This is a genomic window from Paraburkholderia bengalensis, from assembly GCF_037126505.1.
GTDB classification, from domain to species: domain Bacteria; phylum Pseudomonadota; class Gammaproteobacteria; order Burkholderiales; family Burkholderiaceae; genus Paraburkholderia; species Paraburkholderia bengalensis.
The window spans coordinates 55,748-74,143 of the sequence record NZ_JACFYJ010000041.1; the positions used below are offsets into that span (position 1 = coordinate 55,748).

Consider the following 18,396-nt stretch of genomic DNA (forward strand, 5'->3'; position numbering starts at 1 on the left):
CAATAGGTGACGTATTTGCTTTGCCGCGCGGCGCGAGGGCCGCGCGCGACGGATCATCAGGCTGCCGCTGCCGGCAGTTCCGCGACGAGACGAATCGACGCGGTCAGTTCTTCCATCTGGAAATGCGGCTTCAGGAAGCAGGTCGCGCGGTATGCGCCGGGCTTGCCCGGCACTTCCGTGACGTCCACGCGCCCTTCGCCGAGCGGGAAACGCGCTTTTTGCGCGTGCGACGCCGACGGGTTGATCAGCACATAGTCAGCGATCCAGTTGTTCAGATACGCCTCGATATCGCTGCGCGACTGGAAGCTGCCGACCTTGTCGCGCATGATCACTTTCATGTAGTGAGCGAAGCGCGATGCGGCAAGCACGTACGGCAGACGCGCCGACAGTTGCGCGTTCGCGTTGGCGGCGTCCTTGTTGTACACCTTCGGGCGATTGGTCGTCTGTCCGCCGAAGAAAGTCGCGAAGTTCGAACCCTTCGAATTCACCAGCGCGATAAAGCCGAGGTCGTTCAGTTCCTTCTCGCGGCGATCGGTGATCGTCACTTCCGTCGGGCACTTGAGGACAATGTCGCCTTCGCCCGTCTTGTACGTGTGTGCGACCATGTTTTCGACCTTGCCGCCGCCTTCCACGCCACGGATCGCCGTCGACCAGCTGTACTTCGCAAACGCATCGGTGATGCGCAGACCGAGCTGGTAGGCCGAGTTCGCCCACAGGTACTTGCTGTGATCGGTGCCGTCGACATCTTCTTCGAAGTTGAAGTTCTCGACGGGCCTGGTCTTCGCGCCATACGGCAGACGTGCCGCGTACGAAGGCAGCACCAGCGACACGTAACGCGAATCTTCCGAATCGCGGAAGCTGCGCCATGCGGCGAGTTCGGCGCTCTCGAAGGTCTTCGACAGATCGCGCGTGACGCCGAGGTCCGTAAACGATTTCAGATCGAACAGGCTGGGCGATGCGGCCGCGATAAACGGCGCATGCGCGGCGGCTGCCACCTTCGAAATGCGTTCGAGCAGCGCGATGTCTTGCGGATGACGACCAAACGAGTAATCGCCGATCAGCAGCGAGTACGGCGCGCCGCCGAATGTGCCGTATTCCTCTTCGTAGATTTTCTTGAAGAGCGTGCTCATGTCGTGATCGACAGCCGTTTCCAGATCTTTGAGCAGCTCCTTCTTCGTCACGTTCAGCAGACGCAGCTTCAGCTGCGGCCCCGTTTCCGTGCCGTAGACCATGTCATGCAGGCCTGTCCAGGACGCTTCGAGCTCCTGGAACGCTTCTTCATGCATGATCGCGTTGAGCTGGTCCGACAGCAGCTTGTCGATTTCAGCGACGCGTTCGTTGATCATCGCGACGACGCTCTTATCGGGGCTCGTGCGCATGCCTTCGTCGAGAATCTGCGAAGCGAGCTGGCCAATCAGCTTTTTGGCGTAGCTGCTTTGCGACGGCTCGACGGCCATGTTGCCTTCATGCACGATGCGTTCGAGCAGGCTCAGTTCCGCGCCCGCGGCGTCGAGCGTCTGGGTTTCGCGCGCGGCCGCACCGGCCGCTGTGTTGCTTGCCATCTGAATCACCTTTGAAAGTTCGTTGCGCCCATCAGGAAGGGCATATCAGGCTTCTGTCGGCTGCCTTCAGGCGGCAGGCGTGTCCTCAGCGGGCGCGGCCGGCTCGGCCGCTGCCTCGGCCGCCGCGGGTGCTGCCGAAGCAGCTGCGGGAGCGTCGCTGGCATGCGCCTGACTTTGAACTTTCTTCAGCTCCTCACTGTTCTGCACGATGCGCTCGAGCATCGAATCGAGCTCGTCGTTGCCGTCGAGCTTGGCGAGCAGATCGCGCAGCTGTTGCCGCGCTTCAAGCAGCTTGGCCAGACGCGGCACCTGCTTGACGATGCTTTCCGGATGAAAATCTTCGAACTTCTCGAACTTCAGTTCGACCTTGATGTTGCCGTCGCCTTTGAGCGTGTCCGCGACGGAGAGATCGAGACGCGGAGCAATCTTGCTCATGATCTCGTCGAAATTGTCTCGATCGATTTCGACCAGTCGACGCTCCTTGAGTTTGGGCAGCGGCGTTGCGGGCTGACCCGACAGGTCCGCAAGCAAACCGACCACGAGCGGAAGCTCACGCTTCTCGACTGCGTCGCCGACTTCTACGTCATAGGTGATCTGAACGCGCGGCGGACGATTGCGTCCTACCCATTTCTGCAAACTGTTCGACATGAACCTCTCCGGAAAAGCACGAGTGTGTTTAAGAAACAACTCGCTCGCATAGCCCGCGAGCGATGGGCACCTTGCAAATTGGATTCGAAGAGCGCAGGAACGCATTCGCAGCGTACGTGCGTGCAGACCCCGCTGACAGGATGTCGTCAAGCTGAGCGCCCTTCTTTAATATTCTTTTGAATCAGGCTACCCACTACGACAGGCCGGGCGCGCCTTTCTCGGGTGGAAGGCTGCCGTATCGAGCGCCGGTAGCAGTGTTAATGGCGCTCGCCCCCGCGATTTCTTCCGGGCCAGAAGCTCTACCTTGGTCAGGAGTAGTTGGCCATGCTGAAAGAAACCGGTACTTCTTTTTCAGGCGGTATTGAACCAGGCACGATCGGCACCTGTTCACCTGCCTTTTAATGACGCAGGATTAGACCACAGCTTTTTTTCAGCTACAAGACGAGTTTTCGAGTGCGCGCGAGATATTTTTTCACCGGAATAACGACAAGTACATCAAGTACCAGCGCCATGTTTCATTGCGGCTGGGCGCGGCATAAAAACACGAACGTACGATGAATGGTTGGCGCTCCCTAACCCGTTTCGGCCCACATATGGTGTAAGAATATGGTGTAAGAACTTGAAAGACTCTGCAAACAGGCAGGGCTTCGGATCCTCGACGAAAACAGGCATGCGGCGTGCGCTTTTACTGGCAATTAATCGCATCAGTGGCGTAGTGCGCGTTACTGAATAAAGCGACGTTGTTTCTTTGGATACGCGACAAAATCAATTGGTTGAATTTGCACAGGATTTTTATATCTCACCCCCTAAAAACAGGCGATCTCATCCGGATCGTATTCTCCGCTTCCAGGGAAAACGCCAATGCGTAAGTGATTGCTGCCACGCAGTGGTCCGTGTACCCTTCGCGGCGCCAACTTTTTACGCAGGATGCATCGCTGCGAGGACCGCTCAAGAGGTGCAGCCGAACATACTCGTCGAACAGGAGATCGCGCACCTCGACCGGGTCATGGGGACCTTTGTTTTCGGCCGCGTTTCCGCTGCGACCGCTTACTGGCCAAACCGGCTCGACGCCCTCTGGGCGTTGCGTCATCTCACCGACTATCAGCGTTGCTGGGTGCAAGAGCTAATGCGCGAACTTCCAGAACCTGAGCGATAAACCCATTCTCAGGTTCCCGTCGTGCACTCCGCATCCTTTTTCTCGTTGGGATCATTACTCTGCAATACGAGGAAAAATGTCCCGCAGGCCGATAAAGAAAAGTGCGTTGCGTCCGGACTAGACCGGACATCAAATGATCATCCAGAATGAATACGTCGCGGCTATACTGCTGCCGGCGAGAGTCGGCTAGATCAACAACCGCGAGACGGGGAAAGAAATGGGCGCAAAAGGGCCGCTGGAAGTCGTCACTGCGAGCGAATGGATACGGCGCACGGCGCTGACCTTCAGTTCTCGTAGCGCAAGCACAAGTCGCGTCGATGCCGCGTATGCCGCATGGTGCACGTCGCGCTTTGATACGCTCAAGGCAGCGACTCTGCGCGATGCGCTCGACGACTATCTGGCAGAAAAAGGCGGCAACTGGTCAAAGGTTTCGCGCAACGCCGAAAGTGGTGGACTGATGGAGTACATCTACGGGCAGGCGAAGGCGGTTGCCCCCGCTCGCCCGTCCGCCGCCGCTGCTCGCCACAGAGTCCAGTCGTTCGATATCCCCCACTCCCGCTACGGCGTGCTTTATCTGCTGGGCAATATCGACATCGACATGAACTGCTTCAATATTGCGATGGAAGGCGTCGCTGCCGTGGGTGGCGCAATCGGCTCTGGTTTTGCTGCGAACATGGCTCATCTCGACAGCGTCACTCAGGCGAGCCGGCACGTCGATATCGCAGGACATGAGGTTTCCGCGCAGGCAATCGTCAGCACTTCCTCGACGGCCATCAAGACGCTGCCCAAAGCAGGCAAGACACTCGACGAGACGTTCGGCATCAGTCAACCTCTGGGCAGAGAACGGCGATGGTCGCCGACAGGCACCGTCAGACCCGCCATGGATAACGCCGGCAGCGGGCCGATCAAATCCAGGGTGACATGGACGTATCCCGTGACCAAAGCCGGCTTTGAAATGGTCAAGGACGATCCAGCCCTGTTCCTCAATCCCTGGATGCTGCCCACCACCGTGGCGGGCTCGGCAATCGTCACGATCACGGAGACGCTCAATAATCTTCGCCGCGAGATAGAGAGCGCCGTCACGTGGGCGTTCGAGAAAATCAAGAACGCATTGCTCGGCACGTCGGCCTCGACATTCACGTTGTCCGGCGGCATCGTCCGTTCACTGATCAAGATCGTCGTGACGCAATGCCTGGCCAGCGCGGCGCCGTTTGTCGGAGCCGCGATGGATCTCGGCGCGGGGATCGTCAAGACCTTGCGGGCCGCGGCGGAAAAAGTGGGAGCTTGGCTCGAACGGAGACGCATCCAGTTGAACGCAGGGCACCCGGAGCTGATCGCGGCATCGCTCGAAGGAGAGATGCAGAAGGGCATGTTTCAGGGCCTGTGGAGCACGCTGAAGGGTGCGGTATCGATGGCGCTGAGTTCCTTCTTGCCGGGCGCAGGCAGCCTCGTATCGGCCATCGTCACGGGCGTCGAGTGGCTGGTGAAATTCGCGTTCCGGCTGTGGGAGCAAAGCAAGATCCACGCGTTTCTGGTCAAGGCTCGCGAGTTCTATCTTCAGGAACGGGAACTGGCCACACGAGATCCCGGCCCACGCGGCCTGGAGTTTCAACCTAACATGGACCCGCAGAGAGGCGGCATTATCCACGATGTCGATAGATTTACAGCCTTCTTCCAGGAGGGCTGTGACGCCAGTCCGATGATCCCCATGCTGACGCTCAACACAGGCATTTGTGGCAGCCTGATGACAATGGTCAACCTGTTTAGAGACGAAAACCAGGATGGCAGAGAAGTGGTCGACCGCGCGACGTATAACAGTGGCGTGGCCTATTTCTCCAGGCTCAAGGCTTACGGCGCGCAGTATCTGCAAAGCTCGGGTTTCAAGTTCCGCGCCAGTCCAACGGAAACACGGGGCAGCATACAAGGGCTTCTCGATCACGCTGTGCACCATCATGGACAGGACACGATGGCTGGAAAAGCGGTTGCCTTTCTCGCCGCGACCTAGAATCAAAATATGCTGCGTGAGCCGAATTGTGCACCGGCCACATAATCACTGCGGCTAACGGCGACTTTTTTTACGGGCGTTCGCAGCGATACCAGCGAACTGTCGTTCGGCACATCTACGCGCCGCGGTTAGCAGGCAGGTGCTCTCTTCGCCAGGCTCCGACACATCGAGGACAAGCTGCGAGCATTTTAAAGGTTCATCGCAGGAAACCGTCGAGCTTTGAGGGACGATTGCTTAATCTGAGTCCTGACTTTATGAAGTTCAGGAGGCAGAGTTGCTCGATCGCAAGGCACTTCAGGCGCTGGGCTGCTGGACGGGTTATCGGCTGGAGCGGGTTGAATGGCCACAAGGCGAAGGCCATACGCTTTCGCTGTATCTGGGGCCGGTGAGCAAGGTCATGTGTTGCGAACAATGCGGGACGCGCTGCTCGCAGATTCATGAGACCACGATTCGGCGTGTTCGCGATCTTAGCGAGCGTGCACCCCTCCATGCGGTTGAGAGAAGTGGCGGCGAACAGGCTGGTCATCGGTCGTACCAGGGCAACCGGTCGCGCGCGAGTTTTGAGGGCAAGGCCTCAAAGAATCCTTGCACCGCGGCCACAGCGGCGTCGAAATGCTCAGGAGCAAGCATCAGGTCGACTGAACCCGGGTCCTGCACCGGAGCGGTCTCATTCGAACTGAAAAGCTCGGGCGCAATCATCTCCAGTTCCTGCGCGGCCGTTCCGCGACCGTGCTTCACGACATTGGCGATGAGGCGCAACACCTTCAGCCCCGGGTAAAACGGCTGACTTTCGAACGGCGTGCCATCTTTATTCCAGGTGAAACAGGTTAGCCATTTTTCGAGTGCCTTGAAATCGGCTTTGGACACCCGGCTTGAGAAAGATTCGTGATCGCTTTGCGACGGTCTCAACGCCCAGTACACGATCTGTTTGGCCAATTGTTCCCAGAGGTGATATAGCCCAGCCATCGCCAATCCCAGCATCTGCCGAGGTATTGCGTCGAAATAAAGGAGTTGCCGCGTGTTGTGATATTCCTCTGCTTCATGGAGGCAGCGAAAGGTCATGTCATCGTTGATGTCAAATTCGGCCCACTCCCCGTGTAGCCATTCCCGGAAGCTTTTGTCTTCCGCCTCCCCTTGCGCCCTGAGGTCGTCGAACAAGGGAAGGACCTTTTGGGTAACCGCCTCGGCGTAGGCGTCGATTGCGTCCAATGCGGATCGCCGATCAGGAATATCGGACCACATTGCGTGACCTCCTGGAAGAAATGTTCGGCGACGGTGACCTCACACGGTAAGCATAGAAGCCTCCCCTGGTCACGCCGCCCCATATTCGCATGACCCACGTCCAGGCGCCAGTTGATGGTCGCCACGGGTGCGATTAAAGGCGCACGACCTTTATGCCGTTAACCCGGACTCGTGTGCTGAGACCGGCGATCGACGCTGGTCTGGCGCCTGCTGGTCGGTCAGGTAGAGAGGCCTGGCCTTCGGATCTATATAAGGACTTGAATGACGATTCGCAGCCCCATCGCGCTGGGCGTGGCTCTTTGTGTTTCCGGATGTGCCATCAATCCGCAAACCGGTCAACCGGAAGTCGCCGCTTCCGTCAAAACCCAGTTCAACAGCATTTTCAACAGCGAAGACCCCTGCTCGAACAATGACCGCAATATCGGCATTGCCGTTGGCGCGGTCGCCGGTGGCGTAATCGGTTATCTGGCTCACGGGGCGAAGGGCGCGGCCGCCGGCGCTCTGATCGGGGCCGGCGGCGGCTTTCTGGTCGGTCATGTGCTGGACGCGCGCCGCTGCGAGCTATACCGGATTGCGCAGGCAAACGGCCTGAAGCTGGCGTCGGCGCCCATCACTCAGGCCAGGCCACACGCTGGTTCCGCCGACCGACCCGCAACAGTGGGCCTGGACGTCCAGCTTGAAAACAAATCGGACCAGTTCGTCGCCGGATCGGCGGAATTGACGCCACAGGCGCGCAAGTACCTCGCGCAGATTGCGAACCAGTACTCGCCCAAAACACTGATGGCTGCCCTGCCGCCCGACGCGACGCCCGAACAGCGCGCGCAGGCAGGCGGCCGCAAGGTGTTGATAGTCGGACACACCGACGAGAACGACACGTCACTCGGCGCCGATGCCGCGACGCTCTCGCAGCAACGCGCGAAAGCGGTGGCTAAAGTGTTCGTGGATCAAGGCGTGCCTGTGCAGAACATCTTCTATCAGGGCGCGGGCGACACGTTACCGATCGCCCCGAATGCGACCGATCAGGGACGCGAGGAAAACCAGCGGGTGCAGATCGTTGACGTCCCGACGGAAGCGGATCTTCAGCAGTTCCTGTCCGCACGGACGGCCGACCCGGCCAATTACCGCTTCGCTAACACAAGCACGGCGCCTCTCGAGGAGCCGTCACCCGCCGTGCCCAAGAACACGGTCGGCTCTACATCTCCCGACCACGCGGCAACAGGCAGGCAAGCCGTCAAACCCCGCTCGCAACCCGTCCCTGTCGCGAAGTCGAACAACACGGGTAGCACGAAGACGGAATCCGGTGCGAACCAGTCTGTCGCGTTCAATGGTGCGCCTTCCGCTACGCCTCAGCCGCGGGCCACAGCGGCTCCCAGCAATGCAGGACCCGGCTACAACTTCGGCGGCACGCCCACGACGGGCGGCGGGATTCCCGTGCGGCTCGGCTCCGCTCCCGCCAAATCGTCGACTTTCAGCCTGATCAGCAACGCAAACGCCAGCTCACCGATGACACTCAACTCGTGCCTGGGCGATCGCCCGCACGTCGCATCGGCCGTGCGCAATCTCGCCACCGACCAGGTGCTGAACGTTCGCGACTATCTGCCGGGATTCTACGGCGCGCCCTGGGCGGCGGGACTCGGCGGCAACCTGGTGGCCCTGCTCGACGTGCGCGTGCCTAGTGATGCAGGCAGTCCCGTTCCGCAACCCGAACTGAAAATCTACAAGGACTACACCGGCAACGTCAGCCAGAAGCCCTCGTACTCCGCACGCGTACCCGTCAACGTGTATCGCGGCAGTGACGCGACGCTCTATCGGGTCTTCGTGGACGGACCGATGCAGTGCATGGATCTCGTCGTTCCGCTCAGCAAGCCTCGCGCGACGGGCAACGTCTACTACACGAACCGCTCGGTGGACTACACGGCATCGGGCAACTTCGCACTTCGTTAAAACCAGCTAACAACCAATAACCAACACTCCGGGGCTCGAACGTGATATCCGATTTTCTCCAGGCTTTTATCTCCACGATCGTGTGGTCGCTGCCGCTTCTGATTGCGGCCGTCGTGACGCTTTTTTTTCGTGTGGAAACGCTATACAGACGATCTGTGGTGGGCTGACTTCTGGGTCTGTGTGCCGCTGGTCGGCAAGATGCGCCGCTGGAAACAGCAAACACACGGCATCGAAAACGTGGCGACGTGGAAAGACGCCGGCCTGCCTCCCGCGGAAGAGTCGCTGTGCTCGACGTATATCGACAAGCTGCCGAAGGTCAACCAGACAGTGTTCGAGCGCGCCAGCGAGTATCTGAAGATCACGCACCAGAACGGACGCTCGCCGATGTCGCCCGTCATGTTCGTCGCGCTGATCATTTTGACGATCGCCGAAGCAGCGGGCACGGGGATGCTGATTGCACCGTTCGTCGCCAGCGAAATCACGGGTAACCAGATGGTCTGGATCGGCTATGTGATCGCCACTGTGATGGCAGTCGGGCTGCTCGGATTGACTCACGCGGCAGGCGCCGCGGTGTACAAGCGCTCGGCCATCAGAAAAGCACTCGGTTCCGTGAACGCGACGGTCGAAGGCTATACGGGCCAAAAGATCAGCAGCGGCGACAAGCAGAACGTCGACGAGCACGAATCGCCGAAAGTGCGCTTCGGCAGCCGCGTACTGGAAGGCGCGCATGATCGCGGCAGCCTCGTCGTGCCGGTCGTCGCCATCACGTTGCTGGCCGTTCTTCTGATCGGCATCACGTGGATGCGGATCAAGGGCCTGCAGATCGAGATGACCAATCATGTCGCGGATCACGGCCAGCTGGCAGCGAGCGGCGGCAGCAATCCCTTCCCCGCCGTGCCGGGTCTCGATGCATCCGCACCGTTGCCGACCGACGTAACCGACTCGTCGCGCGCTGCACAGCAGAAGGTAGACCACGAACTGAGCAGCGAGATGTTCAGCCAAGGGATTGCCGGCGCGATCGTCCTTGCGATCATCTATGTGATCACGCAGGCACTCGGGTTCTTCCAGGCGTTCGGCAGTTCGTTCATCGGCGACGGCAAGAATGCCTATCGGCAGACCTTCGGCCATACCAGCTTCCAGAGTTACCAGGCGAAGCACATCAAGCCCGCGCTCGATCGCGGCAACATGCGGTTGACCGAGCTTCGTTCACATCTCGGCCGCGAAGTGCCGAAATACCGTGAGAACGTGTCGAAGCTGAGCTGCAACGACTACTACCGGCGCAAGGTGGACGAGGAAACGGCTCCCATGTCCGTTGATCAATACACGCAGCAAGGCGATGTTGCTGCTGTGTCCGCCGGTGTCGTGCAACCCGCGCAAGTGTCCGCCCAGCAAGAACCCATTGTCGACGTCGCGCAGGCGGCAGAAGCACTGCCGATCTTCAGCGACGTCGCGCGAATCGCAGAGCGCATCGTGGATGAACCTGATCAGGAGCGTCGCAAGGTGATTCTCGACATTGCTGCCGAGGGTTCGGCGGAACGACGCAGTTCGATTCTCGCCGCCGTGCAGGCGCTCAAGGCACACCGCAAGGCCGCCGCCGAACAGGCGCGGCTCGAAGACGACATCCTCGGAGACCTCTGATGCGGCGATCGACCCAGGCACTGCGTTCGTTCGCGTTCAGCGCCGGCCTCTTGCTGTCGGCCGTGATGCCCGCTCACGCGGGCCTGACGAATGACGTTCCCAGTTGCTACGCGGCGAACAAGATTGCGCCGCCACCGGTTCCGTACGATCAGCTCATCTACGTGCTGATCGACCAGACGGTGCAGCTCGACGCGACCTTGCAGAAGTCGGTGCTCGACAACGTGCAGTCGATGCTGAAGCCGGGGACGAAGTTCGTCATCGCCGAATTTTCGGCGTTTTCGCAAGGGCACTATCTGAACGTGCTACATACGGGCGTCATCGAACGTCCGATTCCTGCGGCCGATGAAGGCAATGTCGTGATGAGCCGTCTGCGGGATTTTCATACGTGCTTGCAGCAGCAACTGGTGTACGGCCAGAGACTCGCGCTCGCGACCACCGCGCAGGTGCTGAAGTCCGGCACATCGAGCCTCGATCAGTCGGACATCCTGATGGCGCTCAAGAGCGTGTCGCCCGCCGTCGCTCAGGAAAAGGCCGCGCACAAGCTGGTCTTCGTTATCACGGACGGTCTGGAAAACTCCAGCGTGACCAGCTTCTATGCGCGTAACGCGGTGCGGCGCGTCAATGTCGATGTCGAACTGAAGAAGGCACAGGACAACAATCTCTTCGGCGATTTCGGATCGGCGCGCGTGTATGTGCTCGGCGCCGGCGTGATGCAGCCCGCTGCGAATGGATCGACCGCCGAGCGCAACGGCTATCGCGACCCGAAGACATTGATGGATCTGAAGCAGTTCTGGAGCGGCTATTTTTCCCGCTCCAATGCACAGCTCGTCGAGTTCGGCGTGCCTGCACTGCTCGAGCCGCTCTCCTGGTGACTGATCGTCGCAAATACATTAATTGGCATTCAGATGCACACAACAACAATCGCCGCATGCCTTGTCGCAGTGGCTGCACTCGCGGGCTGTGCAAGCAGGGCGACCGTCGTCGAGAATCCGGAACCGCCGTATGACGGACCTATTGTCCGGTTGCGCCACGCGCCCGGCCCTTCCAGTACGATCCTGGTCGGCGAGGCTTCCGCACTCGACTATGTCAACGCGCGTCGTGAAGAGGTCGGCTTGCCGATCATCGCGCTGGACGACGGGCTGGCCGCAGCCGCGGCGGCGCATGCGAAGTACCTGGATCTGAATCGCGTCGGCACGCACGACGAAATCGCAGGGATGCCCGGCTTCACGGGCGTCGACGTGATCACGCGAGTACGGCTACACACGCCCGCCGAAGGGGCCAGCGAAGTGCTCGCTGTGTTCGGCGGCCCCCGTCCGGTCGATACGCCCATCGCGGACATCTTCGCGTCGCCCTATCACCGTGGTGCAATTCTGTTCGACTGGGCGCGCGCCGGCGACGCATCGCTCGTCGGCTCCAGTTCCGTGACCGTCGTCGATTTTGCGGACATCGCGCCCGCACTGGCCGACACCGAACTGGTGGCATGGCCCTACGATGGCCAGCGTGAGGTGCCCACGGCGTGGGTGAACAACGAACAGCCCGATCCGATGGGGGCCGATGCGCGCTATCGCGGTCAGGTGCTCGGCTTTCCGATCACACTCTCGGGTGGCCCGAATGCGCACATCGAACTGCGGAGCTTCGAACTGCGCGATCAGCGGGGAAAGTTGGTCGCCTGCAAAATTGCGCCGCTGACGGCGGCGGATGCTGCGCGTAACACCGCCGTCTGCACGCCATATGAGCCGCTTCACATGGGCGCGCGCTATGCCGTGCGCGCAGTTGGCCGAGTCACGCAACTGGGCAAGGTCGCGCCCTTCGAGCTTACATGGGCATTCACGACGCTCGACGACAACCGGAAAGCGCGGTCGCTGGTTGCGCAGTCGGGTAAAAGCTGAGCGTCACGAAAAAGCGCGCGTCAGGCATATCGTCCCCCGGCCCACGTTATCCGCGGTAGTCGACGCGTTCGTCCGCGCACGACGTTCGTCCGCGCACGACAGAGCGGACTTCAGAAGGCATCAGTGGCCTGCTAGCCAAGCGCCCATCGACATCTTCCCCGAGCCGGGCCTATCGCGGCTTCTCACGTGCCATCGCGACCGCCCCCATCACCACCGCTCTCCTCCTCCCGTCTGTTCCGCTGTCTGGTTCGTTGCTCGGTATTGCGGGCACGTTGGATCCACACGCCGACCATAGCCCCCGGGGCGATCGTTCCCATCTGTTTCGATGCAGCCATGAACCACACGACATGCCGAGGCGTACCAAAAACACCGACTGCAGCCCGCTGGAGATGTTCAGCGGATCGGCAAGGGACGTCCTTCCGATCAGCGTCTGGCACGAAAGACATCGTCCTATGTTGTCCTCGATGCAAATGAATATTGCAGCCGCATACGCCATGCCACGGTCACCTGCCTGAACCGGTGAACGCCCAGCTGGATAAGCTTGTGATCGTCCGTGGCCGATGACAATCATGAAAGGCGACGCTGCTCAGCGGCAGGGATGGACCAAGAGGACCGGAGCTGCCGATTGGTGCGGCGCCACCGTCGAACAACCGCATGACGAATGCGACGAACGCCAGGAAATGGCCGCACTGGATCTCGATACGAATTCCAGACAACGTCGTCAGAAACCGTCCCAACACATTGCACTAAATCACCCATAGGCTACGGATCATTAACTGCGTTGATGATGTCAGTGAGAAACCAAGGCAGGATCAATTGCGTATCAGAATAGCTGACACCAACGCTCAGGATCGGTGGCTTTGACGCGGAGTCGCCGCGTGTGGCGCCGAGGTTGGCACGCGGAATGTATGCATGCGAGTCGGCCGGAATTTGCTGGGCAATCTGATTATCGGCGGATGGCCATCTCGAGGCGCAGCCGGCAGTGAGTACGACGAGGGCAATTACGGAACAAAAGGGCTTCATGAGGGCGAACTCCGGCCGCATTACTTCGACAATATCGTCGATCACGAGTTCGGCGCGGTATGTGGCTGGCGTCCGCCGAGCACGGAGTGCGTGGTCTGCATCCCCGCAAGAGCCGTTCTAATCAGCGGTTCGAACCGCAGCTGACAGCGCGAGACATCGCTCGGCGTCCTGACACCTGTCCCATAAGCCAGAGATGCGCGTGCAGCCGCGGCTCATCCTCCACTCAGCATGCTTCCCGGCGTGCGACGGCGACGTCACTATTTTGTCCGCCGCCCGTAAGCAAATGGCCTATCTTTAAATGGTTTCGCGTTGAACTAATTCGTGAACAGGAGGAAAAGATGCCGCACTCCCCAGGAGGCTGGCAATGCCGAAGCCCTGTGGTTGCCACGCTGGCAGCCTTGCTCATATTGTTGGCATTCGTCGATTTGGCGCGCGCTCAGGCCACTGCTGTACCCAATGTGGCTGCTATCGGGCAATCGGTTACATGCCGGCCCACGTCCACGACCCGGCCGCAGCCGAAGCTTCCCAGTGGTTTTACCGAGCAGATCTTATACGCAGGCTGTCTCACTCAGCCGGCCGCGATAAGCTTCAACGGAAGCAAGACCAGGGTTTTCGTCGCCGAAAAAGCGGGCAAGATCTGGAATTGCGATTTGGCGACCCCTACCTGTACGTTGTTCGCCGACCTGGGGAGCGAAGTTTGCAATGATTCCGATCGCGGGCTTCTCGGACTTGCCGTCGATCCGCAGAACGATGGGAACGTCTATGTGCTTTACACGACGCGTCCTGCGACAGGAGCGTGTAGTGGAAACGTCCTTACCGGTGGCCAACTTTCGCTCTTAACGGGGTCGGGTGAAACCAGGATTTTGCCCTCAGCAGGGTCCACCAGCCAACCGTGGTGTTTTTACTATACGTCTCACAGCATCGGGGGCTTGGTCTTCGCAGCCGATAACAAAACGCTATATGTCAGTGCCGGCGATGGCGCAAGCTTCGAACAGGTCGACTACGGGCAGTTGGATACCGCTTGCGGCGATGGCACAAATTTGCCGCAGGGGGCGTTTCGCAGCCAAGGCGTGTCGCCCTACAAGGATGGCACCATTCTCAGGGTAACGAACCCGGGCGCGACGACCCAAAGCGTGTCCGTCGTCGCGACCGGCCTGCGCAATCCTTTCCGCTTCGCCCGGCTTCCCGGAATGACGGATGAACTGTACATCGGCAATGTGGGTTGGAATCTCTGGGAATCCATCGACCGCTTAACCGTCGCCGGCCAGAACTTTGGGTGGCCGTGTTTCGAAGGATGGGCACCCGACGACAACTTCGGTGCGGCTCCTCAACCCGACTACCAGAAGACCGCATACTGCGGAAGCGTTGGCGGCGTCACTGCACCGTTCTTCGCGTACGCTCATGCGAGTTATGTAACGGCTCAAGACAGCAAAGGAAGAACCTGCGGCGGTAAACCTTCCGGCGGAGGGGCTGACCAAAACGGTAGTGTGATCTCCGCGCTTGGATTCACTGATGGCACCAGCACAACCTACCCGCCTGAGTTCAAGAACGCCCTGTATTTCGGTGATCTTCTCAGGAAATGCATCTGGACAATGCAGCCGCCCAACAACACGCCACAGACCTTTGCAAGGGACCTGCAGGGAGGACCGGTGGATTTGAAATCCGGTCCGGGCGGGGACCTCTTTTACGTAGACCTGATTACCAGCACAGTGAGGCGATTCACGCATAAGTAGCAGGCGAACAACTGAGTGGCGCTTGGGTGGCGCTAAACTTGGCACCGCCGGATTCCAAGTACCTTGCCGAGATTGCGAACCAGTAATAGCGGAAAACGCCGCGGGCTGCGTAAGCGCACCCGCTTCTAATCTGCGCGATGGCGAGCGAGTGGATTACAAATATAACGGATCGCGTAGTTGGCGATAGGCGAATACGGAACGAGACAGAGACTAGACAGCATGAGCGTGCCGATCTTTTTCTTCAAACTCCAGAACGGATTCGCTACGATCGTATGCAGATAAGCATGCGAATCCCTAAGCAACCAGTGCCATCGGGTCGATAGGGGTGCCTGGTAGACACTCGACCAGAAATATGCCTTTTCGTGCGCGAAATCGTGGAAGTTCGGTGGCAATTGTGTGCCTAGGCGGCGCAATGCGATTTCACGCAGTGTTACCCAGCGCGAGGTGAATGCCTTGGGCGCCTTGTCGGTCTGGTCGGAGTTCGCAAATGAGACGCCTTGCGCATTGCCATGCGCCACCCGGTATCCGCCGAGCGACCTCGGAATGTTCGACACTGCGCCGACGAGAGCCGCGCCATAGATCGCGTAGAAATCTGCGCCATATCTGTTCATGCCCGTTTCCGGAACGGGAAAAATCTTCTTTAGCGCGCTGACGCAATATGCGTTACCGGACGCTGGAGGCGATGGGTAGAGCCACCCGTCCAGCAGAAGTTTCCGACAATCGCCGTCGATCCCTGAGTGAGGCACGTAGACGCCCGTGCACCTGCTCAGCTCGTCGATGACGTCCAGACGGAACTGCACCTTTGCCACATCGCTCCTTTCGAAGCGCAGCATCACTTCAGTCACGGCACCGGGATAAAGCACATCATCGGAATCCAGGAAGAGCACGTAATCCGTTTTAACCGACTCGAGTCCCAGGTTGTAGGCGGACACCTGTCCGCCGTTGTCCTTGAAAATGGATTTGATGCGCGTGCCGTAGCCTTCCATGATTGCACGCGAGCTGTCCACCGAACCGTCGTCGATGACTACGACTCGCGTGTTGATGTAATCCTGCGCGAGCGCCGAATCGATCGCCTCTGCCAGAAACTGCTCGTAGTTGTAGTTGCAGATGACAATGGTCATTCCTTTCATGGTGGCTCCCACGGAATGAGAGAACGGCTGGAAGATGGAGACCGATACGCGTACACGGAACGAAGACGCTGCGTCCGTGCGGTTGACTTCCCGGAACCACCGTCTCGCTTTGGCTTAAAGGGTTTTCGATAACAAGCGCTACGGTTAATCGAATCCCCTGCAAGTCTGTCCACGCTAACTGCGGAAGACGATCTACCGGACTTGACGTGCCGTCATATAAATCGGCGACGGATCAGTGTGCTTGCAATGTTCTTGGGCGCGAGCAAGGCAGCGATGCTCCATCCCGCAATCAGGAACCGGAAACCGGGACGCTCGAAATTTGCGCGAAATGGAATGGACAACGCGTCGTACAGGGCACGGGATCGGCTGTCGCCCGGGAGCGGGTGGTCTTCCGGCGTCAGGCGCAACGATGCGACGCGCACCTGAAGCAGATGTGGACCCGCGAACAGCGTGTTGAGCGGCGGCGGCGGTCGGCCGGTCATCGTGCACGCCTTGCAGGCCGCATGGTAACGCTTGATGGCCCGAGCGACCTCACGACGGAAGTTGCTCTTGTTCGCACTCATGGCACTATCGTTCGTACCATGCATACGATAGAGTACCAACGGTGCGGCAATAGTCTCGACGTCGCCGATGTAGGGTGCCATGGCGATGCACGTCGAATCGGTGAATGAATCATAACTTGCGTCGAGCGGAAAGATCCTTTCGAGGAAGCTGCGTGCCCATGCGTTTCCCGATCCCGGCGGTGTCGGATACTCAGAGGTCTTATAAGCCCATTGACGAATCGCTTCCGATGACAGTCCTGGCGGGATCTTCGGAATAACGTCTCGCATCTTCGGGATCGCGTTTCGCATGGGACGCTTCTGCGCGTCGACCCGCTGCATCAACACCTGCACCTTGCTGAGGCCGGCTCGCCATACCGAAGCGATCGAGCGCAGCGCGCCAGGCACCAGCACGTCATCGGCATCAAGAAACATGACGACGTCGCCCTCGCTCTTATCGAAGCCCAGGTTGTTGGCTTCCCGCTGTCCGCCGTTCTCCTTGAAGATGGCAGTGATCTTCTCGCCAAACGAACGAATGACATCCGCGGAGTCGTCGGTCGAACCGTCGTCGACGACGATCACTTCTACGTGGGGCCAATCTTGGGTCAGGGCGCTTTCGATGGCCTGGCCAACGAAACGCCCGTAGTTGTAGTTGGCAATGACAATCGAGAAAAACAGGTCGGCATGGTTTGAAGCAGATTCGCTGTATCGAACCGTCATCGACTACCTCCAGTCCCGTGGGTAAGACGCATTTCACTCACACATGGATAGACTCAATTCGTGATCCGTTCCATCGTAGGCATCAACAGCTTTATTACCGTCTCGACCAATCGATTGTTTCCGACTGAGATTCTTTTTATTGCCGCGCGCGCCAAGCTGCACGATTCGGAATCCGAACACCGCGCACGCCGATTCAAAAGAGGGGCGACCGGCATGTCATTCGCTTGGCTGATAACAGCCTCGGTATAGTGCGCGATCATGTTCGTTTCGCGCGCCAGTGCGGGAGTCGCTGCACGCCACCGATTCTTTCGGGTAAATCGGATCGCAAAACATCAAGGGACATCGACACACCGTCGCGCAACGGTGCTCAGCCGGATGGCAATCTTGCAGCGAATACTTACGCGACAACTCGCAATCTCGCATCTTCGAGAGGAGTGCATCGCATGCGTTTTAGGTTATGCGTAGACGGCAGGATTCACGCGCCCGCGGCATGAAATCGGGTGCTAATGTCCGAAATCGTTGAGCTCTCGAGGAGTGACTGTCGCGATCGTTCCCATCTCGCTGTGTTCGCAACTCGAATTGGCATCGAAAGACAATGCGTCGCCAGCGGCGATAAGGAAAGTTCAGAACCCAACGACTACCTTGGCACGATCGAGTATTTGTTCAGCGCGTTTCGCACGACCCCAAGTTAAGCCATCGTTCGGAATTGGAGCGAAATGCTTAATTGCACGGATATTCAACCCGCTTCGCGAGAGTTGAATCGTTCCTTGCCGCTTGCCGCCCGACAATAAATGGGGTGGTTTGGCCCCTATGCATTGGAAGCCATCGCAATTGGCCGGATGTGGAGGCGTTTAGATGACAACGCCTCGTTTGCAATCGTTATTTCCTAGGGACATCTCGTACTTTACGAGTCAAACCCACGGGCGATACGAGGAAATCGGCGCATCGGGGCACGCCAACCTCATCACGCGAAAAATTCCCGCCCGGTCGTGCAAAGTCGCCGAGCGCACACAATGGTTTTGGCGCGCTAACAGGCGACAAAACGCCGTATCGACGCAGTTCACGGGCGGGCGGCCAGGAAGTTCGACAATGTCGTGCTGTTTGTCGACGTCAGCGAGTTGCCGGAAATCGTTCGTTCGATCAACGCGTCGTGGCCCGCGGTCGCCA

At 59.2% G+C, this 18,396-nt stretch carries 13 protein-coding genes and 1 pseudogene; 8 read left to right on the forward strand and 6 right to left on the reverse strand.

The window, feature by feature from the left end; genetic code table 11:
* Positions 1-56: 56 nt before the first annotated feature.
* Both tssC and tssB read right to left on the reverse strand, forming a co-directional pair.
* A complete protein-coding gene (gene tssC / locus H3V53_RS23130; RefSeq protein ID WP_336599937.1) occupies positions 57-1,562 on the reverse strand; it encodes a type VI secretion system contractile sheath large subunit in 1,506 nt (501 codons plus the stop codon).
* Positions 1,563-1,628: 66 nt separating this feature from the next.
* Positions 1,629-2,210: a type VI secretion system contractile sheath small subunit gene (gene tssB / locus H3V53_RS23135; RefSeq protein WP_336599938.1), complete on the reverse strand. Its 582-nt coding sequence runs from the start codon at positions 2,208-2,210 to the stop codon at positions 1,629-1,631.
* A gap of 1,373 nt (positions 2,211-3,583) precedes the next feature.
* Here tssB and H3V53_RS23140 point away from each other — a divergent pair.
* Positions 3,584-5,371 carry a hypothetical protein gene (locus H3V53_RS23140; protein WP_336599939.1) on the forward strand — a complete coding sequence of 596 codons (1,788 nt, stop codon included), beginning with the start codon at positions 3,584-3,586 and terminating at the stop codon, positions 5,369-5,371.
* Between the two features lie 274 nt (positions 5,372-5,645).
* Positions 5,646-5,840 (forward strand): annotated as a pseudogene (locus tag H3V53_RS23145) (ISL3 family transposase); the annotation flags it as partial.
* A gap of 53 nt (positions 5,841-5,893) precedes the next feature.
* On the opposite strand, the gene H3V53_RS23150 reads toward H3V53_RS23145, so the two are convergent.
* Positions 5,894-6,613 carry a hypothetical protein gene (locus H3V53_RS23150; protein WP_336599950.1) on the reverse strand — a complete coding sequence of 240 codons (720 nt, stop codon included), beginning with the start codon at positions 6,611-6,613 and terminating at the stop codon, positions 5,894-5,896.
* A 261-nt stretch (positions 6,614-6,874) separates the two neighbouring features.
* On the opposite strand from H3V53_RS23150, the gene H3V53_RS23155 reads away from it, so the two are divergent.
* The 4 genes from H3V53_RS23155 to H3V53_RS23170 all read left to right on the forward strand — a co-directional run bounded on the left by H3V53_RS23155 (position 6,875) and on the right by H3V53_RS23170 (position 12,084).
* Complete coding sequence (locus tag H3V53_RS23155) at positions 6,875-8,557, forward strand: OmpA family protein (RefSeq protein WP_336599940.1); 1,683 nt, start codon at positions 6,875-6,877, stop codon at positions 8,555-8,557.
* Between the two features lie 129 nt (positions 8,558-8,686).
* On the forward strand, positions 8,687-10,195 hold the full coding sequence (locus tag H3V53_RS23160) for a hypothetical protein (protein ID WP_336599941.1): 1,509 nt from the start codon (positions 8,687-8,689) through the stop codon (positions 10,193-10,195).
* Positions 10,195-11,067, forward strand: a complete 873-nt coding sequence (locus tag H3V53_RS23165; RefSeq protein ID WP_336599942.1) for a hypothetical protein — start codon at positions 10,195-10,197, stop codon at positions 11,065-11,067. Before H3V53_RS23160 ends, H3V53_RS23165 begins: the two co-directional genes overlap by 1 nt.
* 33 nt (positions 11,068-11,100) lie before the next feature.
* Positions 11,101-12,084, forward strand: a complete 984-nt coding sequence (locus H3V53_RS23170) for a CAP domain-containing protein (protein WP_336599943.1) — start codon at positions 11,101-11,103, stop codon at positions 12,082-12,084.
* 762 nt (positions 12,085-12,846) lie between these two features.
* Here the strand turns inward: H3V53_RS23170 and H3V53_RS23175 are convergent.
* Entirely contained in the window at positions 12,847-13,152 is a 306-nt protein-coding gene (locus tag H3V53_RS23175) for a hypothetical protein (RefSeq protein ID WP_336599944.1), read from the reverse strand.
* Between the two features lie 293 nt (positions 13,153-13,445).
* On the opposite strand from H3V53_RS23175, the gene H3V53_RS23180 reads away from it, so the two are divergent.
* The gene (locus H3V53_RS23180) at positions 13,446-14,840 is read left to right on the forward strand and encodes a PQQ-dependent sugar dehydrogenase (RefSeq protein ID WP_419539557.1); all 1,395 of its coding nucleotides are present in this window, start codon (positions 13,446-13,448) and stop codon (positions 14,838-14,840) included.
* Positions 14,841-14,965: 125 nt separating this feature from the next.
* Here H3V53_RS23180 and H3V53_RS23185 read toward each other — a convergent pair whose 3' ends face one another.
* Both H3V53_RS23185 and H3V53_RS23190 read right to left on the reverse strand, forming a co-directional pair.
* The gene (locus tag H3V53_RS23185) at positions 14,966-15,970 is read right to left on the reverse strand and encodes a glycosyltransferase family A protein (RefSeq protein WP_336599946.1); all 1,005 of its coding nucleotides are present in this window, start codon (positions 15,968-15,970) and stop codon (positions 14,966-14,968) included.
* Positions 15,971-16,182: 212 nt separating this feature from the next.
* Positions 16,183-17,229, reverse strand: a complete 1,047-nt coding sequence (locus H3V53_RS23190) for a glycosyltransferase family 2 protein (RefSeq protein ID WP_336599947.1) — start codon at positions 17,227-17,229, stop codon at positions 16,183-16,185.
* 60 nt (positions 17,230-17,289) lie between these two features.
* Between H3V53_RS23190 and H3V53_RS23195 the strand changes: the two genes are divergently transcribed.
* A complete protein-coding gene (locus H3V53_RS23195) occupies positions 17,290-17,478 on the forward strand; it encodes a hypothetical protein (protein ID WP_336599948.1) in 189 nt (62 codons plus the stop codon).
* The last annotated feature ends 918 nt before the right edge of the window (positions 17,479-18,396 follow it).

Excerpts from the sequence above, each read along its gene's own strand:
- H3V53_RS23155 (WP_336599940.1), top strand. The coding sequence starts at position 6,875 with ATGACGATTCGCAGCCCCATCGCGCTGGGCGTGGCTCTTTGTGTTTCC.
- tssC (WP_336599937.1), bottom strand. The coding sequence starts at position 1,562 with ATGGCAAGCAACACAGCGGCCGGTGCGGCCGCGCGCGAAACCCAGACG.
- H3V53_RS23170 (WP_336599943.1), top strand. The coding sequence starts at position 11,101 with ATGCACACAACAACAATCGCCGCATGCCTTGTCGCAGTGGCTGCACTC.
- H3V53_RS23150 (WP_336599950.1), bottom strand. The coding sequence starts at position 6,613 with ATGTGGTCCGATATTCCTGATCGGCGATCCGCATTGGACGCAATCGAC.
- H3V53_RS23180 (WP_419539557.1), top strand. The coding sequence starts at position 13,446 with ATGCCGCACTCCCCAGGAGGCTGGCAATGCCGAAGCCCTGTGGTTGCC.
- H3V53_RS23185 (WP_336599946.1), bottom strand. The coding sequence starts at position 15,970 with ATGAAAGGAATGACCATTGTCATCTGCAACTACAACTACGAGCAGTTT.
- H3V53_RS23165 (WP_336599942.1), top strand. The coding sequence starts at position 10,195 with ATGCGGCGATCGACCCAGGCACTGCGTTCGTTCGCGTTCAGCGCCGGC.
- tssB (WP_336599938.1), bottom strand. The coding sequence starts at position 2,210 with ATGTCGAACAGTTTGCAGAAATGGGTAGGACGCAATCGTCCGCCGCGC.
- H3V53_RS23190 (WP_336599947.1), bottom strand. The coding sequence starts at position 17,229 with ATGACGGTTCGATACAGCGAATCTGCTTCAAACCATGCCGACCTGTTT.
- H3V53_RS23140 (WP_336599939.1), top strand. The coding sequence starts at position 3,584 with ATGGGCGCAAAAGGGCCGCTGGAAGTCGTCACTGCGAGCGAATGGATA.